Source organism: Fictibacillus terranigra, assembly GCF_030412265.1.
In the GTDB taxonomy this organism is placed as follows: Bacteria; Bacillota; Bacilli; order Bacillales; family Fictibacillaceae; genus Fictibacillus_C; species Fictibacillus_C terrinigri.
On record NZ_JAUHLN010000002.1, the window covers coordinates 868309 to 893739 of the forward strand.

Here is a 25431-nt window from a genome sequence, read left to right on the forward strand (position 1 = left end):
GGGTGGCGAACACCCACACCCAGTAGACGATTCCTGCAAGAAAACCAATTCCAAGCAGCAAAAACCATAATGTACTGTTTTTCATCTTCCAACCTCATTCTGATGTCATTGTCCACTTTGAGGGTACCATACCATCAACAAGAAAAGAAGTTCCAAAACAGGAAATTTTGTGTTAATAACAGATAAATGTTTGAGTAAATCGCCGCTACAGTATACTATATTTAATAGAAGCGCCAATATTGAACTAAACGTAGAATAGGTGAATGATATGAGTGATAATCGCACGGAGTCAATTATAAATCTTGAAAAAAGCTTCCAAACTGCCTTTCGGACTTTCAGGAAAGACATTAATGACCTTTTTTCTGATGATGTCCCCGCCAACGAATTTGCAGTGCTGAATCTATTAAAAGATAAAGATTTTCTTACTGCGTCTGAACTGGCCGCAGAAATGAAGGTATCATCCAGCCACATTACCGGTGTAACAGACCGTCTAATAAAAAAAGATATGATTACGAGAGAACGTTCGGTTACTGACCGGCGGATCGTGTACGTAAAGATAACAGAAAAAGGCCACTCGGTTGCAGAAAAACTGGCTTCCATCCGCCACGAGTATTTCAAAGAAAAATTCTCCGCGCTCTCTGATGAAGAAGTAGAAAGAATGATAGACTACTTAAACCGAATGGTGTAATAATAAAAGCCAAATGGCGAGAACTCCTGATCGAAGAGGGGCTCTTGCCATTTTTCCGGCGAAAACTTTCGGTCTGCAGGCGTATACATGCTCCACATCCCAATATCTTTAAAGCCTAATCGCTTATAGATTGAACCGCATCTGGATTATTATAGAACAGGCATAATGTCTTACCTTCCGCCAGCATTTCTTCGCATAATGCAGCTGTACACTTGCTTGCCAGTCCTTGCTTGTGGTATTCCTATAAGATTCAAGTGCCTGGATGAGTCTTCTCCTCACTGTTTCCCCAGTCTGAAATTCTCGGATTGTTTTTTTCAGCGGAATCAACATATTACATAAGAAAACCCGCCATTTCAACGATGGCGGGCTTCATTTCACTCGAGATGCGAGAGAAAGATTGATGCGGTTCCGAAATAGACAAGCAATGAAAAAATGTCGTTAAGCGTTGTGATCAAGGGTCCTGAAGCAACAGCAGGATCCACGTTAAAGCGATATAAAAGAAGCGGGATCAGTGTTCCTGCAAGTGTCCCAATGATGAGCGTCAAAAATAGCGAGCTGCCGACGACGAGCCCCAGGATGGCATTTCCCTGCCAGAAATAAGCAACCAGTGCGATCAAGATTCCGCAGGTCGTGCCAATGATTAATCCTACACCGAATTCTCGGAAAATAAGGCGCCAGATCACTTTTTTATCAATATCATTAGAAACAAGCCCCCGCACCACGACCGCCAGTGATTGCGTTCCAGTATTACCCGTCATTCCAGCGATCATCGGCATGAAAAAAGCGAGCGAAACGACCTTTGACAGCGTACCTTCAAAAGCTGAAATGATACTGCCGGAGATGATACCGATAAACAGAAGGAGAATGAGCCACGGAAGCCGGCGGTAGGAAGCTACAAAAGCACTCGTGCTAAAGTCGATGGACTTTCCTGAAGCAGATAATTTTTCAATGTCCTCATTTGCTTCCTCGATTAAAACATCAAGTACATCATCTACCGTTACAATTCCAAGTAAAACGTCATTATCGTCCACAACAGGAACAGCAATAAAATCATACTTTTCAATGGTGCGTGCCACTTCCTCCTGGTCCATGTCAGCTTCAACTGAGATGACCCGGGTGAACATGATGTCCTCAATCCGATCGTTGATGTCAGCCAGCAGCAGATCCCGATAGGAGACGACACCGGCTAGCTGCTTTTCTTCATTAATCACATACAAATAATAAATATTTTCAGCAAAACCGGCGAACGTTTTCAGTTTATCGACCGCATCCCGCACCGTAAACATCTGCGGAATCCATACGAACCTGTTGGTCATGATTCCGCCGGCCGTGTCGGCAGGATATTGCATGAGAGATTGGACCGTACGGGATTCATCCGCCCTCATGGATGCAAGAAAATCCTGAATCTCTTCAAACGAAAAGTTGCTCAGCAGGTCGGCGAGGTCATCGTTTTCCATCTCATTCATGATATGAGAGGACCGCTCGATTCCCAATTTGTGAAGTATCTCAATCTGATAATGGCTGTCAAGTTGCTGGAGAAGAGAAGCCAGCTGCCTTGTCGTCAGGAAGGTAAGAAATTTATGCCGGTGTTTTTCAGGCAGCGTTCTATAGACTTCTGCAATGTCATAGGGATGGAGCTCATCCATTAATTCCTGAAACTGTTTCTTCCGAAGTTCTTTCAAACTTTTTATAACATACAGCAGAATTTGATTTTCCGTCATTTCCTTGAACACGAATGTCACCCCCTTGATATCGTTCCTATTATATAAGAATCTCCAAGAAACTGCGAATGCAACATAGTATTTTAAAAATCGTGCACCGGTGTATTGAATCCGGACGAGCACATGAGGTATAATCAAATCAACATAAGAAATTAAAGGGCAGCAACTGACGAGAACGTGTGGAATTGACCACAAGGAAGCTGCAGTTTTAACCTAAAAAGCCGTTCGTCTGGGCAGAGGTAAGGGATCAATGTATCATTCCTTGCCTTTTTTCTATTCTCAGGAGGTAATTGGATGGAAAACAAGCTAATACTTGATGGCAGCCGTGTCGCTGCGGAAATTAAAGAGCAGCTTAAAAAAAGAGTGGATTCAATCATCAGCAAAGGGATCACACCTTGTTTGGCGACTGTTTTAGTCGGGGATGATCCTTCTTCCGCTACCTATGTGAAGATGAAAGGCAACGCGTGTGAAAAGCTTGGAATCATATCCAAGAGAATTCACCTTTCTGCGGACATCACTACAGAAGATTTACTCAACACCATTCACGAATTAAATCAAGACGAAAACGTTCACGGCATCCTGCTTCAGCATCCGGTGCCTTCTCACATTGATGAAAGAGCCGCCTTTGAAGCGATCGACATTGAAAAAGATGTAGATGGCGTAACAAGCTGGGGATTCGGCCAGACTTCATTCGGATTTGGGAGCTATCCATCCTGTACACCTGCAGCCATCATGGCCATCATGGATTTTTATGACATTGCAATTGAGGGCAAGCACGCTGTTGTTGTTGGCAGGAGCCCAATTCTTGGCAAACCGGTGTCCATGCTTCTCCTTAACCGAAACGCGACTGTAACCACTTGCCATTCCTATACCCAAAAATTAGGTGAGATTGTAAAGCAGGCTGATATTGTCGTCGCAGCGGTCGGAAAACCTAAGTTCATTCAGGGGGACTGGATTAAACAAGGGGCCGTAGTCATGGATGCCGGCTATAACCCTGGAAACATCGGTGATGCTGACTATGAAGCATGTGAGAAAAATGCCGGGGCGATAACCCCCGTTCCCAAAGGTGTCGGCCCTGTTACTATCGCCATGCTGCTAAAGCATACGGTGGATGCTGCCGAGAAAAAATTGGAGAATAAGTAGCATAAAAAAAACGGATCCGCTGATGTTCGCGAATCCGTTTTTTGTGGTTATCGTTAATTGCTATTATTGAGCGGTCAGAACGAGAGGACCTTCTTTCGTGATGGCAATCGTATGCTCATACTGCGTAGAGAGCGATCCATCAAACGTTCGGGCGGTCCAGCCGTCATTATCGATCTTCACATAGCGTTTGCCTGTGTTCAGCATAGGCTCGATCGTCAGGACCATCCCTTCTTTTAAGAGAGGCCCTGTTCCTTTTGTTCCAGCGTGGGGTACCTGAGGATCCTCATGCATTACGCGTCCGATCCCATGTCCGATAAACTCGCGTACGACGGAAAGCCCTTCGCCTTCTGCATATTTCTGGATCGCATGAGAAATGTCTCCGATCCGATTGCCGATCACAGCTTTTTCAATGCCGATGTAAAGCGATTTTTCGGTAACTTCCAAGAGATGACGCGCTTTCTCGGATACTTCGCCTACTGTATAGGACCATGCGGAATCGGCGAGCCAGCCGTTCAATTTAACGACCATATCAATGGTCACGATGTCTCCTGACTTCAGTTTCTTCTTGTTCGGAAACCCGTGGCAGATGACGTCGTTTACAGAGGCGCATGTAGCGAACGGGTAGCCCTGATATCCTTTTTGTTCTGGTGTAGCTCCGTGCTCTTTAAGGTATCGTTCCACAAATGCATCGATATCAAGCGTAGAAATTCCCGGACTGATGAGTTTCTTGATCTCTTTGTGGCAGTTCGCCAATAATTGTCCGGCTTTGTGCATTTTTTCAATATTGCTTTTTGACTTGTAAATAATCATGATTATCCTTTCCCATCCTGCAAATAAGTAAGTGTAAACTTACTATATTCTTTGTTTATGTATTGGTTCCCAACAAGGGTTAAAAACAGCGGAAGGCGCAAATCAGTGGTTGATTTACGCCTGGTGGCTTTGTTTCATTCTCGATTCAACAAGTTTTCCGCCCAGCCAGAGGACAAAAATGCCAAATACCGCTAACCCTAGCTTTAACGGATTTTTTATGACATCCAAAAAATCGTATCCAATGAAGGAGATGATGGCGATCATCACGAGCTTGCCCAGAGTTACGGACAAAACAAATGTTTTTTGATTGATCCGTGACAATCCGGCAATCACATTGATTAAAGCAGAAGGTGTAAATGGAAAACAGTAGATGAGGAAGAGTGTCCCGAAACCATGGCGTTCCATCCAACCCAGCAGCCTTTCGATCTTACGGTGCCTTGTAATAAAATGAAGAAATCTTTGCTGCCCCAGTTTCCGAACGAAATAAAAAACGATGAGCGAACCGATCACAGCACCAAGCCAGGAAAAAAGAGCTCCCAGCCAAAATCCGTAGGCAGCAGCATTTCCTGCCACTATAATGAACAGGGGCAAAACGGGTATTATGGCCTCAAGCAGCGGGAGAAGCACGCCGGGCAAGAAGCCCAAGTCCCGGTACTGCTCTAAAAAATGCAGAATGTTTTCCTGCGAAAGATACGATTTCCACTCACTCCAATTCATAGCCCGGTCTCCCTTCTCTATTGGTATCATCGTTTCCATTTCAACCTTAATTTAATCCCATCATGAGCCTCTAAATATCGCCAAGATTAGACAGACTTTTCAACCAGTTTACCATATTCACTCAATTAGTCCTAGTAAACAGCCAACAAAAAAAACCATCCATTCTGAAGTGCCGCCAATCGTTAGATACATTTAACCATTGGTAGTGCATTTCATTCCGGATAGTTTTTCCGACTCTTATTTCATTAGAGCTTCGTATACTTGCAGATCTAGCTCTTTTGCCTTATCTGCATTCGTGGTTTTCTCGTATTCAGGCTCTTGCACAATCTTAGCTCCCCAGAACATACTCTCGAAGACGTGGTCGACCACTACCTCGATCTTGGCAAGCTTTAGCGGGACCCCCTCCATTCTGTCTTCAAGAATAACCGCCTTTCCATTGATGGAATAGACGCTCCCCAGGCCAAAGACGGTTAGAACGACCTGGGGATTTCCCTTAATGTTAGCGACAATTCGGGAATTATTTGTTACAGTAAATCTGATTCTTTTTTCGTCGACACCTTTGACCCAAGAGATCGCAGTCACTCCCGGCGCATTCGTTTCTGCATCCACCGTGCCGAGCAGCACCAGTTTTTCCCCTTGTAAATATTCAAAAAGTTCCATTGAAAGCTGAACAGGTATTTCCGGTTTGGCCATTTGAAAGTGCTCCCTTCTTTATCCATTCAGATGTACGATTCTATCATCTCATAATCCCGCTGGATTAGGAACGAATACAAGTATTAAAAAAACTGCCATAAGAAAACTTCTCTTATGACAGCTCCTCCTCCTCTGCGTCATGTCACAAAATCTGGTTTCTGCTGGGCCAAAACCGCTTTTGACTGTTGAACAGGGCTGCCAGTTTCCTGCTGTATAAATGCTGCTGCTTCTTCGAACCAGCTATCAGGGGCTTTATGCCCCCAGAACGTCTGGCGGCGCGGGTCGTTAATATCCCATTTTACCGGATCAAAATCCGGATCACACGTCAAATAATCTCCGTTATAGAGCTCGAGGCGGTTTCCGTCAGGATCGCGGATATAGAGGAAAAAGGCGTTGGATAAGCCGTGCCGCCCAGGCCCTCTCTCGATACAGTCCGCATATCCCATGCTTGCCAGCACATCACAGGAATGAATAAGGCTCATCGGATCAGAAAGCCAGAAGCCCACATGGTGAAGGCGGGGGCCCTCTCCGTTCATAAACGCAACATCATGAACAGACGGCTTACGGTGAAGCCAGGCAGCCCATGTTCTGTCATCATCAGTAGCTGTATATTCGGAACAACGGAAACCGAGTTTATGTGTATAAAAAGCGACGGACTTCTCTACATCAGGAACCATGCAGTTAACATGGTCGATTCGTTGGATGCGTGCTCCCTTATACAGGTCATACTTCTGCAGGCAGCGTTCCACCGTTTCCATTTTCGAAAAGAATTCGAGCGGCATGCCCGAAGGATCGGTCGCCTTCAATATTCGGCCGAGAGCCTTTTGGGTTCCCGCCTCCTCCCACTGTGTATAGAGGTTCTCCCTTTTGAAAAGCCTTTCAATTTTCTCCAAATCATCTTCATGCCATACTTTATACCCGATGGCGTGAACACCCGGCTGATCCGCTTTCTTTAATACAAGACAATGATGACAATGTTCTTCCAGGCCCCGCAAATAGATATGCTCTCCATCATTTTCCGTCTCGATAAATCCAAGCGCATTGATATAAAAATCCCGTGATGCATTCAGATCGGTTACATTCATGACCACTCGGGCCACTCGAATGATATTAAAGTCCATAAAGCACCTCCTTAAATCCGCGCATAGTTATGGTCAGGGGTCTTCAAACGGTTCAAGAATTCCTGTACCATTTGCTTGTACGGTTCCTTGTTGAAGCCATCATAATAAATATTGGACATGCGCGCAGGATCTCCAAAAAAATAATATTCGTACAGCGCCTGCCTGCCGCCAAAGGAACTCATGCACACATCCCAGGCGAGCCTGAAAAGCTGAACCCTTTCGTAACCATTGATGTTCGCAGCCTGTGTATAGCGGTGGACGAGCTCCCCGATGTCTTCAGCTTCAAAGTCAGCCTCAGTTGGTATGCCCATCAGGCCGGATGCCCCCAAGATCCTTACAATCTCGACCATACGCTGATACATTTTTGGAAACCAGTTTCGAGCCGCATTAAGCGGTGCAAAATCAGGCGTCATGTTTCCATAGGCATCAAGGGCCGCATATTGTTCGGCTCGGAACAGATGAGATTTCATCGTTTCAAGAATGAGCATGACCTCGGATGCTTTCTCCTTTACGTGCGGGAATACATCAATACCAATGGCATCCATGATGCTTAAGATGATGCCGAGAACAAATTCCGTTTTTACGGTATTCTTTGCGACGACTTGGTGGGCCATATGTACGATCGCGTTTGTTTCCACATACGTACGGTTGCAAATATCGGAGCTGCCCCCAACGAACACACGGTCCCATGGCACAAGCACGTTATCGAAGACGACGATTGCATCGCTCTCTTCAAACCGCGAACTTAACGGATGGTCCCACTGGTTCCTTCCTTGGTCAAAGGACTCCCGGCAGAGAAACTTTAAGCCCTCGGTATTGTTAGGAATAGCAAAAGCCATGGCGTACGGATCATCCTCTGTCGCCGCCTTGTTTAATGTGGAGGGGAACACGACAATCTCGTCCGTTACACCGCCAAGCGTTGCTAAAAGCCGTGCTCCTTTTATGACAATGCCCTCTTTATTCTTTTCTACGATTCTTGCAGAAAGATAAGGATCCTTTTGCTCAGACTGTTTTTTCGAACGGTTGGTCTGCGGATGGATGAGCGTGTGCGTAAGGCTGACATCTTTCTCACGGCAATAGTGATAATAGTTTCTCGCGTTCTCTGCAAACATCGGGTCTCCCTGTGCAAAGAAAGAGTCTGCCGTGCCAAACGCCATGATACTTGTATTCAAGTAATCTGGCGTGCGTCCCATCATGCCTCCCGTGTACCGAGCCCATTCAGTAAACATTTCACGGCGCGCGATTAGATCGTCCTTTGTTTTCGGGGCGATGAACGATAGACCGACCTTATCTCCAGTTGTATCTGAGGTGTAGAGCATCTTTTCTGCTTTTTCATGCTGGAGATCAAAAAGATTGGCAATGGATCGCACCACATTCCTTAAGGCTGGATGCTCTGTTACATCAGTTACTCGTTTTCCATGGATCCAAACATTGTTGTTAGCCCTTTTCAAACCGTTTATATATTGCTCTCCCGTGCGTGCAGGCAATGTCATTCCCTCCCAACATATAATAGCTTGCTGTTGTTCTAGCTTCAGGCGTTTGTGTTTGCAGATGCAGCTTTGTTCTTTTTGCCAAACTGCTGAATATGATGATCACCCACCGCCACATGAACCACTTTCATTTCTGTGTAGAATTCAAACGCATAATGGCCGCCTTCTCTGCCGATTCCAGACGATTTAGATCCGCCAAACGGTATGCGCAGATCGCGTACGTTCTGTGAATTCACCCAAAGCATCCCAGCGTCTATGGCACCTGCAACCCGATGTCCTTTTTTCATATCATTTGTCCAGACATAGCCGGCTAGCCCATATTTAACATCGTTGGCCATCTCAATGACTTCTTCTTCTGTCTGGAAGGTCATAACCGTTAAGACCGGTCCAAATATCTCTTCCTGAGCCACCGTCATGCCGTTCTTCACATTCAACAGTAGAGTCGGCGGTATAAAGTTGCCTTTCGAAAGATGCTTCGGCACTTCAGCAGCATAAACCTCACCGCCTTCATCTTCAGCGATCTTTATATACCTTTTCACATTTTCATAATGATCCTTATGGATCAGCGGACCGACTTCTGTATCAACATGGGAAGGATCACCTACAATAATGTTTTGAACTCTTTCTTTTAATGCGCGGATGAAGGATTCGCTGATGGACTTCTGAACGAACAGTCTGGAATTGGCTGTGCACCTTTCTCCATTAAAAGAGAAAATTCCCCATACACATGCATCCAGGGCACGGTCAACATCACAGTCTTCAAACACGATGATGGGCGACTTGCCCCCAAGTTCCATGGAAAACCGTTTAAGGGAATCGGCTCCATTACGCATGATTTCCGAACCCGTTTTCGTCTCACCCGTAAACGAAATCAACTGAACATCTGGATGGGCGACTAAGGCTGCACCTGCGGTTTCCCCAAATCCGTGTACGATATTGAATACACCCTCCGGCAGACCGGCTTCATGAATAATTTCTCCGAGCTTATGGGCGGTCAGCGGCGACCATTCAGCGGGCTTGAGCACAACCGTATTCCCGGTTGCAAGAGCCGGCGCAACTTTCCATGTTTCGAGCATGAAAGGGGCATTCCAAGGAGTTATTAACCCGGCGACTCCCACCGGTTTCTGAATCGTGTAGTTGATGAATTCATCGTCTACATGGTAGGCTTCACCAACCATTCTGTTCTTTACCATTTCGGCATAAAAACGGAAGTTGTCTGCTGCTCTTCCAACCATTTTTTTCGTCTGAGAGATCGGAAGACCGGTATCCAAAGACTCCAGCTTCGCCACCTGCTCAATATCGCGGTCGATGAGATCCGCAATTTTATGAATGTGTTTAAGCCTTTCGCTGAGTTTCATTCTTCCCCACGGTCCTGTTTTAAAGGCGGTCTTTGCTGACTTAACGGCAGTATCAATTTCCGCTTCCGTTCCTTCGGCGACCGCATTAATCGTTTCATTCGTAAATGGATTGAGATTGGCAAACGTCTCACCTGATATCGAAGGAACAAACTCACCATTTATATAATGGAGAACGGTTTTTTCATAGCTGCTGCTCATGCTGCATCCCTCCTGCTGCCGTACCCGCAGAGCGGCCATCAAGAATTTTATTCTCAAGAGTTCCGATATAATCAATTTCAAGTCTTAACGTATCACCCGGATGAACGTGAGAAATCCCTTTAGGTGTCCCCGTCCAAATGATGTCGTTCACTTCCAGTGTCATGAACGAAGAAATGAACTCAATGAGCTCAGAAATGCTGTAGATCAAATTCTTTGTATTGCCTTGCTGCCTCAGTTCACCGTTAACGTACGTTCTAAGCTCTAAGTTATTTGGATCAGGAATATCTGCAGCATCCACAACATAAGGTCCAAGCGGTCCAAAGGTGTCATGCCCTTTTGCACGGACGGGCGGACGGTACATGTTGTTGACAAAATCACGGACCGTTACATCATTCGCAATGGTGTAACCGCTTACAAATTCCATCGCATCCTTCGCTTTAATATTTCTTCCTTCTCTTCCGATCACCACAGCAAGTTCATTTTCATAATGCATATAAGTAGCTCCATCCGGATAATAAACGGGTGCTTTATGGCCGACTAGCGAACTGTTCGGCTTGATGAAGAGTACAGGTTCAGCCGGTTTATCCAATCCTAGCTCCTCCGCATGATCCGCGTAGTTTAATGCCAGACCGATCATCTTATTCGGTTTAAGCGGCGGAAGCCAAGCCTCTGCTTCGCTCGTTAAGATCGTCCGTCCACAGCTCAGAAGAAGCCGATCATCCTTTAACGTCGCCGTCCGCTCTCTGCCTTCAAACAGGATACGTGCGTGCTTCATTGCAACTCACTCCCCACTTTATTCAATAATCCATAACGGTTTAATACAGTACGAATCTCGTTTTGAATGCCATCAGATGGCAGATCCATCGGAAGTCTCAGCCTCGGCTTAATTTTGCCCATCATTCCGAGTGCCGCCTTTAATGGTGCAGGATTTGTATCCCTGAACAAAACATCGTTCAACGGCATTAGTTCATAATGAAGCTGCATCGCTTCCTCAACGTTTCCTGCTTCCCACGCATTGTACACCTCCGCTACCTTCCCTGGGAGGACATTGGCCGTTGCACTGATATAGCCTTTCCCTCCGATTGCAAGCATCGGATAGCAGAGCAGCTCAATGCCGGAGAACAGCAGAAAATCCCTTCCACAGTTAAGGAGAACACGATTGACATGTTCGAAGTCTTTGTTCGACTCTTTCACCCCGATGATGTTCGGACAGTCCTCTTTTAGCCTCGCGAGCGTTTTCACTTCAAGATTCACAGCTGTTCTACCAGGAATATTGTAGATGATCAAAGGGATATCAACAGACTCTGCAACCGCTTTGAAATGTTGATATAACGCGTGCTGAGAAGGCTTATTGTAATAAGGTACAATAACCATGGCTGCATCTGCTCCCATTTCCTGGGCTCTTTTCGTCAGATGCAAGGTTTCCAGATGATTGGTCGAGCCTGTTCCAGGTACGACAGGCACTCTGCCTGCTGCAGAACGGATCGCCGTGTCCATCACCTGTTCTCTTTCCTGAAGTGTCAATGAACTCGGTTCTCCAGTCGTGCCTGTAACTGAAATTCCGTGGCTTCCGCTTTCAATATGCCAATTGATCAAGCTACGAAGGGTTTCCAAATCAAGGCTGTCATCCGCTTGGAAAGGCGTAATGATAGGCGCAACAGATCCCTTTAGCCTGCTTTTTATCTCATCAAAATTGTTAGTGGACAAAATCATCATCTCTCCTTTAATCGTAATGCTGAAGCAGTACCATCGTAAAGCTGAAGCAGTAAAGCTTTTCCCTCCTCATCATGTATAATTTCGAAATGCTTCCTGACTTTTCTTTTCTTCCAAGAATGACTGTACGGTGTTTAATTTGTGAGCGCGGACATAGGCTTCAATTTCTTGGAAAGCATGACGGTTAAGAAGCATTTCAATGATCTTTTCATGTTCTTCGATGGATTTTTTTGCTCGTGCCGGCTTGGTGGCGGAGCCCATCTTCCTTACTCGGTCGAGTCTGTTCCAGGTGGATTTGATGTTTTCTGCTAAGAAGTGATTATCGCAGTATTGGTAGGTTAAGCTGTGGAATTCCCTGTTGCAGTTCCCGAACATAAGAAAATCGAATTCATCCAATGCCTCTTTCATCCGGTTGTTGATCGCAATGAGGTCGTTAATTTTGTGGCGGGGGAAATGCTGTGCTGAAATGGCAGTCGCGTGACCTTCTAATACAGCCAGAACAGACAGTGTTTCCAGATACTCTTTCTCATTAAAGGGGGTGACAATAGCACCGCTGTAGGGTTTAAAATGAATAAGCCCGTCAGCTTCCAGATTGCGTATGGCTTCACGAACCGGGATGGCGCTTGTGTGCAGTTCTCTTGCCAGCTGATCAATAACAATCCTGTACCCTGGTGGATATCGCCCATCTAGAATACGTGATTTAATGACCTTGTAGGCATACTGCTGCTTGCTGATTCTGTTGTTATTTTCCATAAGTTTATGATAGTTGAAAATCATATATGATTTCAACAGAACTTTCTGAAAATCATATATTATTCCTAAATATAGGCCGAAGGAACCATCCTTCACCTAAATAATTTACAGGCGTAGTAAAAATAAGCTATTCTAGTTCTATCTTATTAAAGGGGAAAATATTGCCATGAAAGTCAGAAATGCAATGGAAATTCTTGTAGAAGAGGCGTTAAATTATTATTGGAAACAGCTCGAACTCCCTTGTAAATGTGATTTATGCAAGACGGATGTCTATGCTATTACACTCAATCACCTTCCTCCACGCTATGTTTCCAATGAAAATGGCTATGCTTATGTAAAAGCTCAAAACTTTAACGATCAATCAAGAATTAACATACTCAATGAAATCGTGAAAGCTACCGGAAAAGTAGCTGTACAGCCTTCCCACCATCTTTCCCGCCCTGTCTCAGAGGACGGCCCTTCAGAGGAGTAAAGGTTTTTAATTTTTCTGACAAAACGACTTGCTTACGAAACTTTTCTATGATATAGTAGTTCCAACCATTTAGACTTTGATTACATATTTTGTGTTGTAGTGATGTTTGAAAGGTTCTATGGTAATAAAGGCACAACGTGCAAAGTTTTAGGAGGCATAGTAATGCAAACAGGTAAAGTAAAATGGTTTAACGCAGAAAAAGGTTTTGGTTTTATCGAAGTTGAAGGTGCTGATGATGTTTTCGTACACTTCTCAGCGATTCAATCCGAAGGCTTCAAGACACTAGAAGAAGGCCAGGAAGTTGAATTTGAAATCGTAGAAGGTGCTCGCGGACCGCAGGCGTCCAACGTAGTAAAAAGATAACCAACATAAATTTTAAGGACCGGCCATTCGGCCGATCCTTTTTATTTTGGAAAAATAATTTTAAAATGGGTACCTTTCCCAATTTCGCTTGTGGCCTCAATCCTTCCGTTCATTTCGGCCGCCATTCGATAGCTCGCCATAAGCCCTAACCCGGTCCCGCTTGATTTCGTTGTGAAAAATGGATTCCCCAGTTTCTTCAGCTGTTCTCTCGCCATTCCGATCCCTGTGTCTGATATATGTATAATTGCTTCTTTTTCTTCCATAAAAGCAGAAAGGGTAACCGTTCCTCCCTCAGGTGTTGCCTCAATACCATTCTTAATGATGTTCATTAAGATTTGTTTTACCTTTACTGGATCTCCTACCACATGGACATTATCTGCCGGTTTTTGAACAAGATCTACACCTTTCAGCAGGGCAAATGGAAACATGACGCTTTTTAGCGAGGATAATAACTCAGAAACATTGAGCCGTTCAATCCGCGAAGAGTTGGTTTTAACGAGAGACAAATAATCGGAGATGATCATCTGAGCCCTGTCAATTTCTTCAATCATCATGTTTAAGAAAATCTTTTTATCTTCAGGTATGTATTTTTCCTTTTGAAAAATCTGCATAAAGCCCCGCGCTACAGCCATAGGATTTCGGACTTCATGGGTAACAGAAGCAGCGAGCTGCCCTACTGAATTCAGCATTTCTGATTGCTGAAGCTGAAAGTGGAGTGCATGCCGGATATTTTCAATTAAGGTTATAACCACGACCAGCACGGCAGTTTGGAGTAAAGGGTAACCTATGTAAATCGCAGCCTTTTTCAGGTCCCAGCTGATCACATCAGTGAATGCCAGATAAAGGAATAGAAAAAGAAGCTTCGAAAGGGTAATTCCCATTGACAAACCTGTTATTTTCTTCAACTTTTTTTTGAGAGGCAGCAAGTGATACGATTGAAACTGGCTGATCGTTACAATCCCTGCGACAACTGTAAAGAGAATGGCAGTAATCATGCCATCGCCTCCCAGGAGCAAACGGTACCCTATTAATAGAACGGCGGTCAGGCATCCGGGGGCGATCCCCCCATAGAGAAAGCTGATGATTAACGGTATGTATCGAAGATCGAAAAAAACACCTGCCGAAAAATCAACAGGGAAGGTCATACAGACAACAATTACTGCGGCATTGCTTATATGGAACATTACAGTGGCTCCCGGATGTTTAGCCGCAGTATTTTTTTCAAACAGTACAAACTGGAGTGATATTAACGGAATGAGGACAACCACTAAATTTATGATCATATGCTCTATCATTCATGTATAACCTCCTCTCCGGTAATATATAGATTCTTCAGCATTCCCTGTTTCCCTTCTCTTTTTTGACAAAGTTTGCAATCTCAATCGGAATGTTTCCTTCCTTGCCTGTAAGTCAGAAACATCAAAAGAATACTGCTCGCAAAAGATAGGATGTAGAAATAATTGCTGGCATGAGGTACGAAATAATAGACAGTAAAACAGACGATGGCCAAAAGAGCCAGGAAGAATTGAAACATCCATTGACCCATATGGATCTCCCCTCTCAATGTTTCTTACAACCTATTCTTATGACTCTGTGGTTGTGTCTGTCTAAGGATGACGAATTAAAACGTTTTTCTCTGTTTATACTGAACGATTTTATCCAGGATCTCGTTCTTATCACCCTCATTAAAAACGCCTAACCGGTGAAGAAACCGGGTATAGTGTTCAACTTTTTTTAAGGAAAGCTTGCTGCTCCAATTCATGTTTTCCCTCCTTTTTCCTTAAGGAAACTTTTTTAAAGATAATAAACAATATATGCACCATCCAAAAATAGGACACCTTTTCTGAAAACTTGTACTTAAAAAAGAGCATGATCCCATGCTCTTTTCTTCATACTATCTTACTTTTTAAACGCCAGAGAGCCCAGCATTGACCAAAACGACGGCTGTATTCCTTCAATAGGTTCACGCACAGGGAGATGGACGGTATATTTTACTAAATGTCCGTCTTCCTCCTGGACGATGATATATTTAATGAGTTCATCGGAATCTGCTCTTAGAACAAATTTTGACCGAGCAAACGAATCGCTAACGTCAGCTCCCTTTACTTCTTCTGGTTCTCCGACAGCTTCTAACTCTTTTACCCCTATGGATTTAACATCTGTCAAGCTCGCATCATCAGTCAGAGGCTCGATTCTCACAAAATATTCTTCATCCATCTGAGAGTATAAGAGATCTCTGCCCGGCTCCTCTGCCGTAAAATCAAAGTCATCAAGTTTGTATAAGTAGTAGCCTTGATCACTTTCAGCCAATTTGCCCGCTCGTTGATCTTCTTCCCCTTCAACATTCACAGTAAGCATTTTTGTTTTTGGCAAAGCGCTTGAATCCGGCTGAGGCTTTGACTGGGCAGGCTGTTCCTTAGGTTCCATCATCAGCTTGATCGTCTCTGCTGTGTATTGTTTATTATTTAATTGAAAAGAAACTGAAACGGTGGAGCCTGTTTTAATTGTTTTAATCGCTTCCTTGGCTGCATCAGCAAGCAGCAGCTGAAGCGTTCCGTTTGAATTGGTATGCAGCTCGATCGTATGTTCATTCAGCTGCTTTGTATAGATTCCTTCATCGGTGATCGTTTGAACCTTTGCTTCAGCCGGCTGGCCCGAGTCCTCTTGTTCTTTTGCCACTTTATGTGTAACAGACGGGGCCGCATCATTTTTTTCGGTTGTACCGGCACTGCAGCCCGCTGCTCCCAAGAGGAGACTCCCTGCACACAGCCCTGCTATCCAAATTTTATTTGTCAATTTTATCACCTCATAGAGTTAGACGTGCTGGACTAATATTCGTTACAACGCCTTAGTCTCATCCGCTATTTTCCAGTTTTTTTTTATATCGGTCGTTATGTAGATTGTGTTTAATTTATTTCAAAAGAAAAGAAAGCCGAAAAAGAGCGGCTTTCTCTAAGTCACGTACAGACAAAGCTTGCAATGCGGTTGGTGTCCATGCCAAAGTAGTGCCATCTGATACCGTTCCACCGAAAACCTGCAATTGACTGGAATCCCGCAAACGTAAGCCATGCCCAGAATCCTTGACCGTTGTTCAGCCAGATGAAAACATACCTGTACAAACAAGGCCTGATTGCACCCGGATCAACAGCAAAAGTTCCCGGCTGTCCGGAGAGCATTGCAGGAGATGCCTGGGGTGTTGTAGAGGGCGGAGGCCCTGGCGGATACATTCCCGCTTGCTGCTGGCCGCCAGGGAAATCTGGTAACTGCTGGCCTCCCTGACCTCCCGGAAAGGACGGAAACTGCTGGCTGCTCTGTCCCCCAGGGAAAGAAGGAAACTGAAATTGCCTTTCGTTCAAATTCTCAACTCCCTTTCTGTATTACTCTACCATCCTATGCACCATTGTCCTGTGTGTATAGGCATCGGGCTATCGACAAGGAAGTTTGTTCTCCCAAATCCATGCATGATACCGAATTTTACAAGTCGCATTTATTACCGGTTTAAGAATTCCTTCTTGATGTTTAACCGATAGATGTCGTTTTCATCCTTTAAAAATCTTGCTTGAAAAAAGGCTAATGTATTTCCTGTCTGCTTCTCAAAAACACGGGAAAAAGGCTCCAGGTCTTCTTTGGTTAAAAGCTTTGTAACAGCTGGTCTTCCGTAATCATGAAGAAGCTGATCGATGGCGAAGTAACTCTGCTCATAAGGGCGATAGGGTGAATTTATTCTGGTTGCTTTTTCCCAACCGTTGACGGAACTCAATTGTTCAAAGGGAACCAGTTCGAACGGGCTGAATATCTGGGCCCGGCCAATGCTCTTATAGCTGATATATTCAGCTAACCCCTCTTCAAACCACCTCGGAACATCGCGGTTATCTTTTCCTTTTTCCGTTAGATACGAAATAATAAGATGGTGGGCATACTCGTGCGCGAACAGCTTTTTTATACTTTCTGTATGTTCTCCCGATTCGGACGGTACGAGGAGATGAATGGTCATCTCTTTGGGGACATACATTCCACTTAACGATTCATAATGGTTGGGGGGCAAATTTTGCTTCATGATCAATGGGTTATGATAAAGGATCACTCTGACTTTTGGGACATGATGAAAGGGCAGAACTTTCCGTGCTGCATTGTCTACCGCCTGCCTTTGATTCATAACTTCCTTTGCATAGATGGAATCTTTATCCGGGTAATATATCTCCACATTCTTTTCATCCATGTGCCGGGTCATGGATAGATATCTCATTCTCCGCTGCAGAGATTCATAGTTGGAAATGAGCGCTTCCTGGTAATATTCCTTTTTAATTTGGGCATTGATCGTTGTTCCTTGCAAAAAGGAGTAGAAGGAATAATTCACCAGAGAAAGAAGGGAACAGGCCAGACCTGCTCCAAGGGCCAAACCCATCTGCGATGCTGCTTTACGTTTGTCCCGTAAACCGCCGGTCAGCCCCAGGAATCCGTGCATAAACCAAATAAAACAAACAGCCAGAACGAATACGGCTAATAGAATCCCCGCTGTTGCATGCAGCCACAGATAAAGGACGAACAACCCTGCAATCATTAGTGCTATTCGGCATAAAAAGGAGAGTAGTGCTTTGATAATGTCCATTTTATTTGCCTCCTATCACTTCGATTCAATGGTTCCCTGCCTTCTGGCAAAAGTTGAAGTGCGCTGACTTTCCAGTTTGTTCTTCTCCTTCACTTTTTGCCCCAGCTGAAAGAACGGCAAGGCGAGGAGGGAGAGGAGGGTCAAACACCCAAATACATAAAAACCATGGTCAAAACCAAATGTTTTCAGCAAAAGCCCCCCGATCCATGGCCCCGCACTGAAGCCGATGGAGCGGAAAGACATGGATCCAAAGTATGTTCCCCTCATATGATCGGGTGCCAAGTCGTCCAGCAACACATCACTGATAACAAACACAATGATTTCCCCGAGCGTCAATACAACCATGGAGAGAACAAGGAATAGCCAGTTTGCCGATAACCCAAAACCTAGCAAGGCCAGACTGAAAGCGGCACTTCCAATCCGCAGGGCAAACATCGGATCAAACCTTTTTACATAATTTGTCACCGGGTACTGCAGGATAAGGACCGTCACTGCATTTGTAACAATTAGATATGAAAATAACTTCACCCCGTCATGGAAGTGTGGAGAGCTGCCCATATATTGGGCTAGCGTGGAGTCCATCTGAGATTGAGCCATCAGTACGGCGATATTTCCAAGAAGAAAATACAGCAGCACTTTATCCCTGCTGATGACACTTACGGCTTCCTTGACGGTCAGCTTATTCTCTTGCTGGGGCTGCAGTCTTGCTTTGTATTTTCTCATCAGCAGCAGTACAATCACAGCGTATAGAAAATAAACAGCGGAAGTAATAAAAAAGGCCGACATCGAGGATGAACTTCCTAAATATGTACCTGCCACGGGCCCGATTGCGGCACCTGCATTAATGGAGAAATACCGGGCATTAAACACACCGAGCCGGTTTTCTTTTGTGGTCACATCTGCCAATAATGCCCGTGAGATGGGTTCAAACCATGACCGGCACAGCCCGTTAATGCAATTCAGTGCAAAGAAGCTCCAAACTGCGTCAGCCAGGGCAAACCCTGCGAAAACACCGCCCCAAGAGAAGATCGCAATAATCATGACCGGGAACCTGCCGATCCGATCAGATAAATAACCGCCGATGAAACCGCCAAAGGTGCCTGTGAGTGCACTTACCCCGATGATCAAACCTACAGTCTGAGGATCGATCCCTTTTTCCTTGTATAAAAAAATCGCCAAAAAAGGCATCGTCATAAAAAAAGCGGCTCGCGAGAAAAAAGTACCCATTATAATGGTGGTCACAATGGGATGCCATTGTTGATAAAATGATTTGCGCATCTTCCCTACCCCGAATCTTTTTTATTTAATTTAACATGACTAAAAGAAACTTTACCTATCTTTTTTATTTTATGTGAAACTTTTTCAGACTTGATTCGTCTAATAAAGTGTAACCCCCCTTTTTTAGAATAGTAGAGTAAAAAAAGCCTCTGACCAAGGCTTTTTTTATTTTCTGTCTATTTTATCGGCGATGATCGCCTGAAACTCTATTTTTCGTGAAGTTTCATATTCATATCAAAAAAATCACACATTCCCTCAATTCTATTTCAGGTTTGATATATTGTACTCATCCCTATCAACCCCCTTTTTCATCGTAGAATGAAAAAAGAGCCTCACAGGCCATACCTGTGAGGCTCTTTTTTGGTCAATTCTCTAATGGCATTCGTCACCTTCGCAGAATTGCATTTTTTGATCACGGATTGTGCATCGAATCGCTTTCTCGATCGCCGCCTGAGGATAGAGCCCTTTCAAAACACGCTCCCCGATCACAATCGTAGGCGCTCCTGTAATTTGATCCGCTCTCGCCTCCTGAAGTTCCCGTTCTAGCTTTTCTTTATATCCCTTAGAAGAAAGCGCCTGAAGAAATCCGGTCCGATCCATTCCAGTTTGTGCAGCTATCTGCACTAATACTTCCTTATTGCCAATATCCTTGCCTTGTTTAAAAAAAGCGGAAAAAACGAGCTGAGAATACAATTTATCTTTGGCTCGTTCTTTTGCATATATAAACCCTATATGAGCTAAGCTTGTATTAGGTAATGACGGGAGGTCCGGAACCATTATTTCTTTTCCCAGCTCTCTGGCATGAGGAAAGACAGCAGCTTCCCAGTCCCTGCTCCATTCTCTGACTGTTTTATGGTGAGAAGGGTCTGGGTGTACTTCAAACGGCTTCCATTCCACACTAACATCCTTGTATTCGGCTGCTCTCTCGATTGCTGTTTCTGCCAAGTAGCAATAAGGGCAAGTATAATCAGAGTACACTTTTAGTTTGATGGTCATGATACACACCTTCCTTGATGTTAATCGATAAGGAAAACATACTCTTCCTATTATAATAGCAAAGCAGCCGCCAGAAATGTACTATTCAGCTTTCAGCAAAAGTGATATATTTAGAAGGTGTTTGCTTTTATAGCGCCATATATAGACGACTAACTCTACATAAAAAGAAATGGATACATACAGGGGGCTTATTTAGTGATTTTAATGGCTGGAATGATAGGAACTGGCAAAACAACATTCGCTGAGCTGATCAGTGAATCTCTCGGAAGCCGGGTATATTACGAGAGTGTGGGCGATAACCCCATTTTGCCTGACTATTATGTAAATCCAAAACGGTGGGCTTTCCCGCTTCAGATTTACTTTTTGAATACACGCTTTAAAACGATACGGCAGGCAATCTCTGATCAGAACCATGTTCTTGACCGCAGCCTTTATGAAGATTTAATCTTTGCGGAACTGAATTATGAAGCCGGGAATATGACCAAACTGGAATTTGAAACGTATGTCGACCTATTGGAAACGTTAATGAATGAAACCAGTGCTTCCCCAAAGCAGCGGCCTGACCTCCTGATTTATTTAGACAGTGATTTGGATACTGCATTAAGCAGGATTAAGTACCGCGGCCGTGATTATGAACAGATAGAAAACCATCCTGAACTGCTGGAATATTACCAAACCCTCCATGGCAAGTACAAACAGTGGATAAAAAATTATACTAAAACACCCGTCCTCATCATCGAAAGCAAAAAATATGATGTCCACAACAAAGTGGATGCGGAGAAAGTTCTGGCTCTAGTAAAAGAAAAACTACTCTCGCTCGAGCCTGTAACTGTTTAACCCTGTATAATCAGCTCCTCCTTTTAAAAAACTAGAAACAATCCCAAAAAGCAAGGAGCTGAACTTTCATGTTATTATGGATTCTCATGGTTTCTGGCCTCATCCTATGCACCGTCGGATTGATCTGGACATGGAAAGTACTGCAATCGAAACGGACAAAAAATGCAGCTGATGGTAATGTGAATGCTGCGATTGCTAGACATACAGTCGTCCTTAACCCAGTGCTCTGGCTGCTGGTCTTCTTTTCAATCGCTGTCATCATCATCATTTACGCCGCATACTTCATGTATTTATGATAAGAAAAGCCGCTCAGCAGCTTGTTTGAACTGGGCAGCTTTTTTTATTGGCGTTCGTCCAGAATCCCCATCGATTCAATATGTTCCTTCGTCAAAGGCTGTCCATGATCATGAATGAACTGATAAATATCCTTTAATGTTTGATCGTAGCGGTCGTTATCAGAGTCATTATGATAGGGAACGTATGGAACATGTGTCCTTAAAAAGGTATCGGTGGCTGCTTCGTCACACTCTCTGAACAGTTTGGTGAGCCGGCTGACTTCCTCGGCTGTCGCCCTTATTTCGAACTGAAAACCGGATGCGGTCTTATCACTATGTACCTCACCTGTTTCAACGTTTACATAATACGGCTGCTTGTCCATATTGAACACTCCTTCCCTTTTCCTATAGCTTGTTTCATAACGAAAAAAACATTCATAAAGAAAAGGGCAATCGATCCTGTTTTCGTCCTAATTAAAAACACGAACCTTTTCAGGTCCGTGTCTCTTGTGATCAATTATTGCCCCGATACACATATTGTTCTTTCGGCGCATTTGTTTTTGACCATGAATCGACTTTTACATAAGGAATATTTGTCTTAAACGGCTGATAATAAATTTCCGAAATCTTGCCTTTTACCGTAATCCATTCATCATTTTTCAATTTAACACCATTGGGCATCTCCACCATCATACCAAAGACACCGGAATCCGCTACACAATGAATAATTCCGAAACGGAAAACGAACAGCTGGTTTTTTTTCGTATCAGGATCATTATACACAAACCCTTTAAATGAGATGTTCTTGTCGTCGAAATCACCCGGATAATTATATATGGTCTCCATGCCCTTCAGATAATTTGTATCGTTTAAGGCAAGCGTATCGTAATTGGAATATTTCTTTTTTTCTTTTCGCATCAATTTATCATAGGCATCCTTGCCATAATAAACGCTTGTATCCGGACGCAAAAATTGATTTTGGGCATACGGATCACCTTTCGATTCCTGATTTACAGGAAAGTGAAAACCTTTCGCTTTTACAATGTTAGAATCCATCGTCGCAACAGGAAGAAAGATACCTGTAATCACAGGAAACGCAAAGATGGAATATACGAAAAGCTTTTTATACCATGTATCTTCCACGGAATGGCTGTGGTCACAGCAATCACAGCTGTCGGTTTTCCCATCGTTCTTCACAGCATTGCGAAACTGCACAATGGTCAGGAGCGCCAGGGCAAACATGACACTGAATGACAGGTACGAGTATTTCATATTAATGTACTTGCTTATGTTACCTGATGCATGAAGCTGCATGATTAAAAATGTAAAACCCATTAAAAGATATCCTCTAATCATAGTGCCACCTCCTTAGAACAGCAAAGAATATAGAAACACGACGACAGACAGAGACGTAACGATAATGAGTACGAGTTTTGTTTTAAACGTCCCGAGCATCATCAGAAGATTCTTCATATCGAGCATCGGACCAAACACAAGAAAGGCAACGATCGAACCGGTGGAGAACGTACTTCTGAAGGAAGATGCAATAAATGCGTCTGCCTCTGAACAAAGTGATAGAACAAAAGCCAGCCCCATCATGACTAGAGATGATGAAGCTTGTCCCTGACCAATGGCCAATAATGTGGATGTTTTCACATAAGTCTGTACAGCCGCTGCGATCAATGAACCAACCACTAAATATTTCCCCATGGAAAAAAACTCTTCTACAGCATGATTCAAAGTTTCTCCAATCTTTTGTTTGACGGTAAGCTTTTTAAGGGAATGATGGTGTCCTGCGGTGATTTTCAGGCCGTCCCCTTTATAAAAGAAAGCCAGAATCAAACCAACCACGACGGATACAGCCAGCGCACCCCCGGCACGGTATAACGGCATCGTCCAGTTGCTGCCAAACGCAACATACGTTGAAAAAAGGACCACCGGATTGATGATCGGGCCTGTCAGCATAAAAGCGATACCCGCATAGATGGGCACCCCTTTGGAAACCAATCTCCTTACGATCGGCACGATGCCGCATTCACACGCTGGGAAAAGAGCCCCCAGGAATGAGGCGAACAATACAGCAAGAATTGGATTTTTGGGCATGACCCTTGCCACCAGTTCTTCCGAAACGAAGATCTGTATCATTCCCGCCATAAAAACACCGAGAACCACAAAGGGCAGCGCCTCTATCAAAATGGAAATAAATATTGTATTCATCTGCAAAAACGATTGCGGCAGTGATAAAAAGAGCATAGCTTGCCTCCTGGTGTTTTCCTTCTGCAGTAACTATAAGGCAAAATGCTTCAACCGTCTATTGATAACCTTTTATAAAAATATTCAAAAAAAAACTGCCGGTTAACTCATGACCGGCAGTTGCTGCGATTTGGTTTTCCTCACTGTAAATACTCTTTCACAGTAACTTTGCGTTTTTGCACAGAAGGCGGGCAGGATAGATTGAAAGCTGTCACCTTTTTATTAATTTCATCAACTGTTCTTTTGATGTTATATTCAACGGTATACGTTTTAACTTCTTCCTTCAACTGCTCGATCTCTTTTCCAAGCTTCACCCAGTTGGGCAGTATGTTGTTTTCCTTCAAAATTTTGTTCAGCTGTTTATCCGGATTGTACGTAAGATCGCTGTCATCAAGAACTAACGGCTTGCCTTTTCCCTTAAGATCATCAAAGACCCCTTCTTTTTCGGCGCGTTTCACAATCGCAGTTAGATGGTCTTCGTAATACCAGCCCGTGTCTTCATCCTTCATGAGAATCTCTTTCTTCTGAAGCTCCTTGTCCAGCTCGTTTTCTTTCATACTATAATACCTCCCTGCCGTTTTAGGATGTATCTATATCTTCATGATACGCTAAAGATCATCCTTACTTCAGGAAAATTGTTACATTTCATTGACAAGCGAAAGGCTAGTTCAACATAAGCAGGTGTGATTGATGGAGCTGATGCGTTGTCCAGCATGTAACGTGCTGTGTTTGGCAGGTAAACTGCTAAAACTCGCCTGTAAACCCGGATAAGCGGATCGTAAACTCGGAAAAACGGACCCGCACGTAAACAAAATGAGTAAATGAAAACCCGTGATCGAAATCAATCACGGGTTTAAAAAGTTCTATTTCTTTACTAGATATTTTTCGATGTCATCGAGCAATAAATTAGCTGCTTTAACGCCGCCGGCTGTATTCCAGATCGCATCGGACACCTTGTGGACGTGGCCATTTTTTACAGCGCTCAGGTTCTTCCAAAGCGGATCGTTTGTCCATTCTTTTTCTTGCTTTGTTGCTCCGCCATCTCCAACTTCATACGTGAAGTAGAAAAGCTCATCGCCATCCATTTGCGGGATTTGTTCTTTTGTCACTTCAGCTACAAAATCATCTTTGCTTTCTACTTTAGGGCGATTAAAGCCTAATTGATCAAGAACTACCCCAGAGAATGAATTTGTCAGATAGATGCGGGAAATTCCTGGCATAAAGCGGACGACAGAAATCTCTTTGTTCAAGTTATTGCCCGCTTTTTCCTTGATCTCCTTCACACGCTGATCATAATCACTGATCACTTTGTTTCCTTGTTCTTCTTTATTTAACGCTTTGGAGTATAACTTGAAGTTGCTTTTCCAGTTGCCTCGAAGATCTTCAGAGAATACGGTCGGAGCAATCTTGTTTAATTGATCATAAATTTTTTCCTGTCTCATCTTATTACCGATGATAAGATCCGGCTTTAAAGAAGCGATCTTCTCAAGATTTACCTGGCTTTCATCACCAACGACTTCGACACCTTTCATCTCACCTTTGATATGATCGTACCAAGGGTTTCCAAGCCAGGATTTCACTGCTCCTACAGGTTTAACCCCCATTGCGAGTACTGCTTCGGTTCCTTCATTCGTTAATACAACAACACGCTTAGCACTTTTTACTTTGGTCGTTCCCATGGCATGCTTGACGCTGTATCCTTTGGAATCATCTCCGGCTTTTTCCTTTTCTCCTGTTCCGCCGCACGCAGCCAAGAGCATGACAGATACAATCGTAAGTATAATTCCCAGCTTCGAATATGTAGACTTTAATGTCTTCATTTCTTTCTCCCCTTCAAATGATAATGGTTTTCATTTACAATCAGCATCATACCTGATAATAAAAGAATTTGTCAATACTAATTGATAATGATTTTCAAAGTCATTGACATGGGACACTGCCTT

The 25431-nt window shown here is 43.9% G+C and carries 29 protein-coding genes, 1 pseudogene and 1 riboswitch; of the genes and pseudogenes, 6 read left to right on the forward strand and 24 right to left on the reverse strand.

Annotated features, from left to right (window positions below; translation table 11 throughout):
* The first annotated feature begins 268 nt into the window (after positions 1-268).
* Complete coding sequence (locus QYF49_RS12285; RefSeq protein WP_290399879.1) at positions 269-688, forward strand: MarR family winged helix-turn-helix transcriptional regulator; 420 nt, start codon at positions 269-271, stop codon at positions 686-688.
* An 83-nt stretch (positions 689-771) separates the two neighbouring features.
* On the opposite strand, the pseudogene QYF49_RS12290 reads toward QYF49_RS12285, so the two are convergent.
* Both QYF49_RS12290 and mgtE read right to left on the reverse strand, forming a co-directional pair.
* Positions 772-866: pseudogene (locus tag QYF49_RS12290) on the reverse strand (GNAT family N-acetyltransferase); the annotation flags it as partial.
* Positions 867-1062: 196 nt separating this feature from the next.
* Entirely contained in the window at positions 1063-2421 is a 1359-nt protein-coding gene (mgtE, locus tag QYF49_RS12295; protein ID WP_290399880.1) for a magnesium transporter, read from the reverse strand.
* A gap of 140 nt (positions 2422-2561) precedes the next feature.
* Positions 2562-2651: riboswitch (ZMP/ZTP riboswitch) on the forward strand.
* Between the two features lie 52 nt (positions 2652-2703).
* Here mgtE and QYF49_RS12300 point away from each other — a divergent pair.
* Entirely contained in the window at positions 2704-3552 is an 849-nt protein-coding gene (locus QYF49_RS12300) for a bifunctional 5,10-methylenetetrahydrofolate dehydrogenase/5,10-methenyltetrahydrofolate cyclohydrolase (RefSeq protein ID WP_290399881.1), read from the forward strand.
* A 63-nt stretch (positions 3553-3615) separates the two neighbouring features.
* Here the strand turns inward: QYF49_RS12300 and map are convergent, their stop codons facing one another.
* The 9 genes from map to QYF49_RS12345 form a co-directional block, all read right to left on the reverse strand.
* Positions 3616-4362 carry a type I methionyl aminopeptidase gene (map, locus tag QYF49_RS12305; protein ID WP_290399882.1) on the reverse strand — a complete coding sequence of 249 codons (747 nt, stop codon included), beginning with the start codon at positions 4360-4362 and terminating at the stop codon, positions 3616-3618.
* Between the two features lie 114 nt (positions 4363-4476).
* Complete coding sequence (locus tag QYF49_RS12310) at positions 4477-5079, reverse strand: TVP38/TMEM64 family protein (RefSeq protein WP_290399883.1); 603 nt, start codon at positions 5077-5079, stop codon at positions 4477-4479.
* A gap of 237 nt (positions 5080-5316) precedes the next feature.
* Positions 5317-5772, reverse strand: a complete 456-nt coding sequence (locus QYF49_RS12315) for a pyridoxamine 5'-phosphate oxidase family protein (RefSeq protein WP_290399884.1) — start codon at positions 5770-5772, stop codon at positions 5317-5319.
* A 137-nt stretch (positions 5773-5909) separates the two neighbouring features.
* Entirely contained in the window at positions 5910-6893 is a 984-nt protein-coding gene (gene hpaD / locus QYF49_RS12320) for a 3,4-dihydroxyphenylacetate 2,3-dioxygenase (RefSeq protein ID WP_290399885.1), read from the reverse strand.
* 11 nt (positions 6894-6904) lie between these two features.
* Entirely contained in the window at positions 6905-8380 is a 1476-nt protein-coding gene (gene hpaB, locus QYF49_RS12325) for a 4-hydroxyphenylacetate 3-monooxygenase, oxygenase component (protein ID WP_290399886.1), read from the reverse strand.
* A gap of 44 nt (positions 8381-8424) precedes the next feature.
* Complete coding sequence (gene hpaE / locus QYF49_RS12330; protein ID WP_290399887.1) at positions 8425-9939, reverse strand: 5-carboxymethyl-2-hydroxymuconate semialdehyde dehydrogenase; 1515 nt, start codon at positions 9937-9939, stop codon at positions 8425-8427.
* Positions 9923-10714, reverse strand: a complete 792-nt coding sequence (locus tag QYF49_RS12335; protein ID WP_290399888.1) for a fumarylacetoacetate hydrolase family protein — start codon at positions 10712-10714, stop codon at positions 9923-9925. The genes hpaE and QYF49_RS12335 overlap by 17 nt, the downstream gene beginning before the upstream one ends.
* On the reverse strand, positions 10711-11646 hold the full coding sequence (gene hpaI / locus QYF49_RS12340) for a 2,4-dihydroxyhept-2-ene-1,7-dioic acid aldolase (RefSeq protein ID WP_290399889.1): 936 nt from the start codon (positions 11644-11646) through the stop codon (positions 10711-10713). The genes QYF49_RS12335 and hpaI overlap by 4 nt, the downstream gene beginning before the upstream one ends.
* Before the next feature lie 78 nt (positions 11647-11724).
* Positions 11725-12405 (reverse strand): GntR family transcriptional regulator, encoded by a 681-nt coding sequence (locus QYF49_RS12345; protein ID WP_290400435.1) that lies wholly within the window; start codon positions 12403-12405, stop codon positions 11725-11727.
* A gap of 166 nt (positions 12406-12571) precedes the next feature.
* Between QYF49_RS12345 and QYF49_RS12350 the strand changes: the two genes are divergently transcribed.
* Both QYF49_RS12350 and cspD read left to right on the forward strand, forming a co-directional pair.
* Positions 12572-12877, forward strand: coding sequence for a late competence development ComFB family protein (locus QYF49_RS12350; RefSeq protein ID WP_290399890.1), 306 nt, complete (start codon positions 12572-12574; stop codon positions 12875-12877).
* Positions 12878-13039: 162 nt separating this feature from the next.
* A complete protein-coding gene (gene cspD / locus QYF49_RS12355; RefSeq protein WP_290399891.1) occupies positions 13040-13240 on the forward strand; it encodes a cold-shock protein CspD in 201 nt (66 codons plus the stop codon).
* A gap of 41 nt (positions 13241-13281) precedes the next feature.
* Here cspD and QYF49_RS12360 read toward each other — a convergent pair whose 3' ends face one another.
* The 8 genes from QYF49_RS12360 to QYF49_RS12395 form a co-directional block, all read right to left on the reverse strand.
* Positions 13282-14535, reverse strand: a complete 1254-nt coding sequence (locus QYF49_RS12360) for an ATP-binding protein (RefSeq protein ID WP_290399892.1) — start codon at positions 14533-14535, stop codon at positions 13282-13284.
* A gap of 83 nt (positions 14536-14618) precedes the next feature.
* On the reverse strand, positions 14619-14786 hold the full coding sequence (locus QYF49_RS12365) for a hypothetical protein (protein WP_290399893.1): 168 nt from the start codon (positions 14784-14786) through the stop codon (positions 14619-14621).
* A gap of 75 nt (positions 14787-14861) precedes the next feature.
* Complete coding sequence (locus QYF49_RS12370; protein WP_290399894.1) at positions 14862-15002, reverse strand: hypothetical protein; 141 nt, start codon at positions 15000-15002, stop codon at positions 14862-14864.
* Between the two features lie 137 nt (positions 15003-15139).
* On the reverse strand, positions 15140-16036 hold the full coding sequence (locus QYF49_RS12375; protein ID WP_290399895.1) for a hypothetical protein: 897 nt from the start codon (positions 16034-16036) through the stop codon (positions 15140-15142).
* A gap of 161 nt (positions 16037-16197) precedes the next feature.
* A complete protein-coding gene (locus tag QYF49_RS12380) occupies positions 16198-16596 on the reverse strand; it encodes a transporter (protein WP_290399896.1) in 399 nt (132 codons plus the stop codon).
* A gap of 134 nt (positions 16597-16730) precedes the next feature.
* The gene (locus QYF49_RS12385) at positions 16731-17849 is read right to left on the reverse strand and encodes a DUF2268 domain-containing putative Zn-dependent protease (protein ID WP_290399897.1); all 1119 of its coding nucleotides are present in this window, start codon (positions 17847-17849) and stop codon (positions 16731-16733) included.
* 15 nt (positions 17850-17864) lie between these two features.
* Complete coding sequence (locus QYF49_RS12390; RefSeq protein WP_290399898.1) at positions 17865-19127, reverse strand: MDR family MFS transporter; 1263 nt, start codon at positions 19125-19127, stop codon at positions 17865-17867.
* A gap of 372 nt (positions 19128-19499) precedes the next feature.
* Entirely contained in the window at positions 19500-20123 is a 624-nt protein-coding gene (locus tag QYF49_RS12395; protein WP_290399899.1) for a DsbA family oxidoreductase, read from the reverse strand.
* Between the two features lie 204 nt (positions 20124-20327).
* On the opposite strand from QYF49_RS12395, the gene QYF49_RS12400 reads away from it, so the two are divergent.
* On the forward strand, positions 20328-20960 hold the full coding sequence (locus QYF49_RS12400; protein WP_290400436.1) for a deoxynucleoside kinase: 633 nt from the start codon (positions 20328-20330) through the stop codon (positions 20958-20960).
* Between the two features lie 68 nt (positions 20961-21028).
* The gene (locus tag QYF49_RS12405) at positions 21029-21256 is read left to right on the forward strand and encodes a hypothetical protein (RefSeq protein ID WP_290399900.1); all 228 of its coding nucleotides are present in this window, start codon (positions 21029-21031) and stop codon (positions 21254-21256) included.
* Positions 21257-21300: 44 nt separating this feature from the next.
* Here the strand turns inward: QYF49_RS12405 and QYF49_RS12410 are convergent, their stop codons facing one another.
* The 5 genes from QYF49_RS12410 to QYF49_RS12430 form a co-directional block, all read right to left on the reverse strand.
* Entirely contained in the window at positions 21301-21618 is a 318-nt protein-coding gene (locus QYF49_RS12410) for a hypothetical protein (RefSeq protein WP_290399901.1), read from the reverse strand.
* Between the two features lie 130 nt (positions 21619-21748).
* Complete coding sequence (locus QYF49_RS12415; RefSeq protein WP_290399902.1) at positions 21749-22591, reverse strand: TIGR03943 family putative permease subunit; 843 nt, start codon at positions 22589-22591, stop codon at positions 21749-21751.
* Between the two features lie 12 nt (positions 22592-22603).
* Positions 22604-23488 carry a permease gene (locus QYF49_RS12420; RefSeq protein ID WP_290399903.1) on the reverse strand — a complete coding sequence of 295 codons (885 nt, stop codon included), beginning with the start codon at positions 23486-23488 and terminating at the stop codon, positions 22604-22606.
* Between the two features lie 140 nt (positions 23489-23628).
* Positions 23629-24045 carry a DnaJ family domain-containing protein gene (locus tag QYF49_RS12425; RefSeq protein ID WP_290399904.1) on the reverse strand — a complete coding sequence of 139 codons (417 nt, stop codon included), beginning with the start codon at positions 24043-24045 and terminating at the stop codon, positions 23629-23631.
* A 306-nt stretch (positions 24046-24351) separates the two neighbouring features.
* Positions 24352-25308: an ABC transporter substrate-binding protein gene (locus tag QYF49_RS12430; RefSeq protein WP_290399905.1), complete on the reverse strand. Its 957-nt coding sequence runs from the start codon at positions 25306-25308 to the stop codon at positions 24352-24354.
* Between the last annotated feature and the right edge of the window lie 123 nt (positions 25309-25431).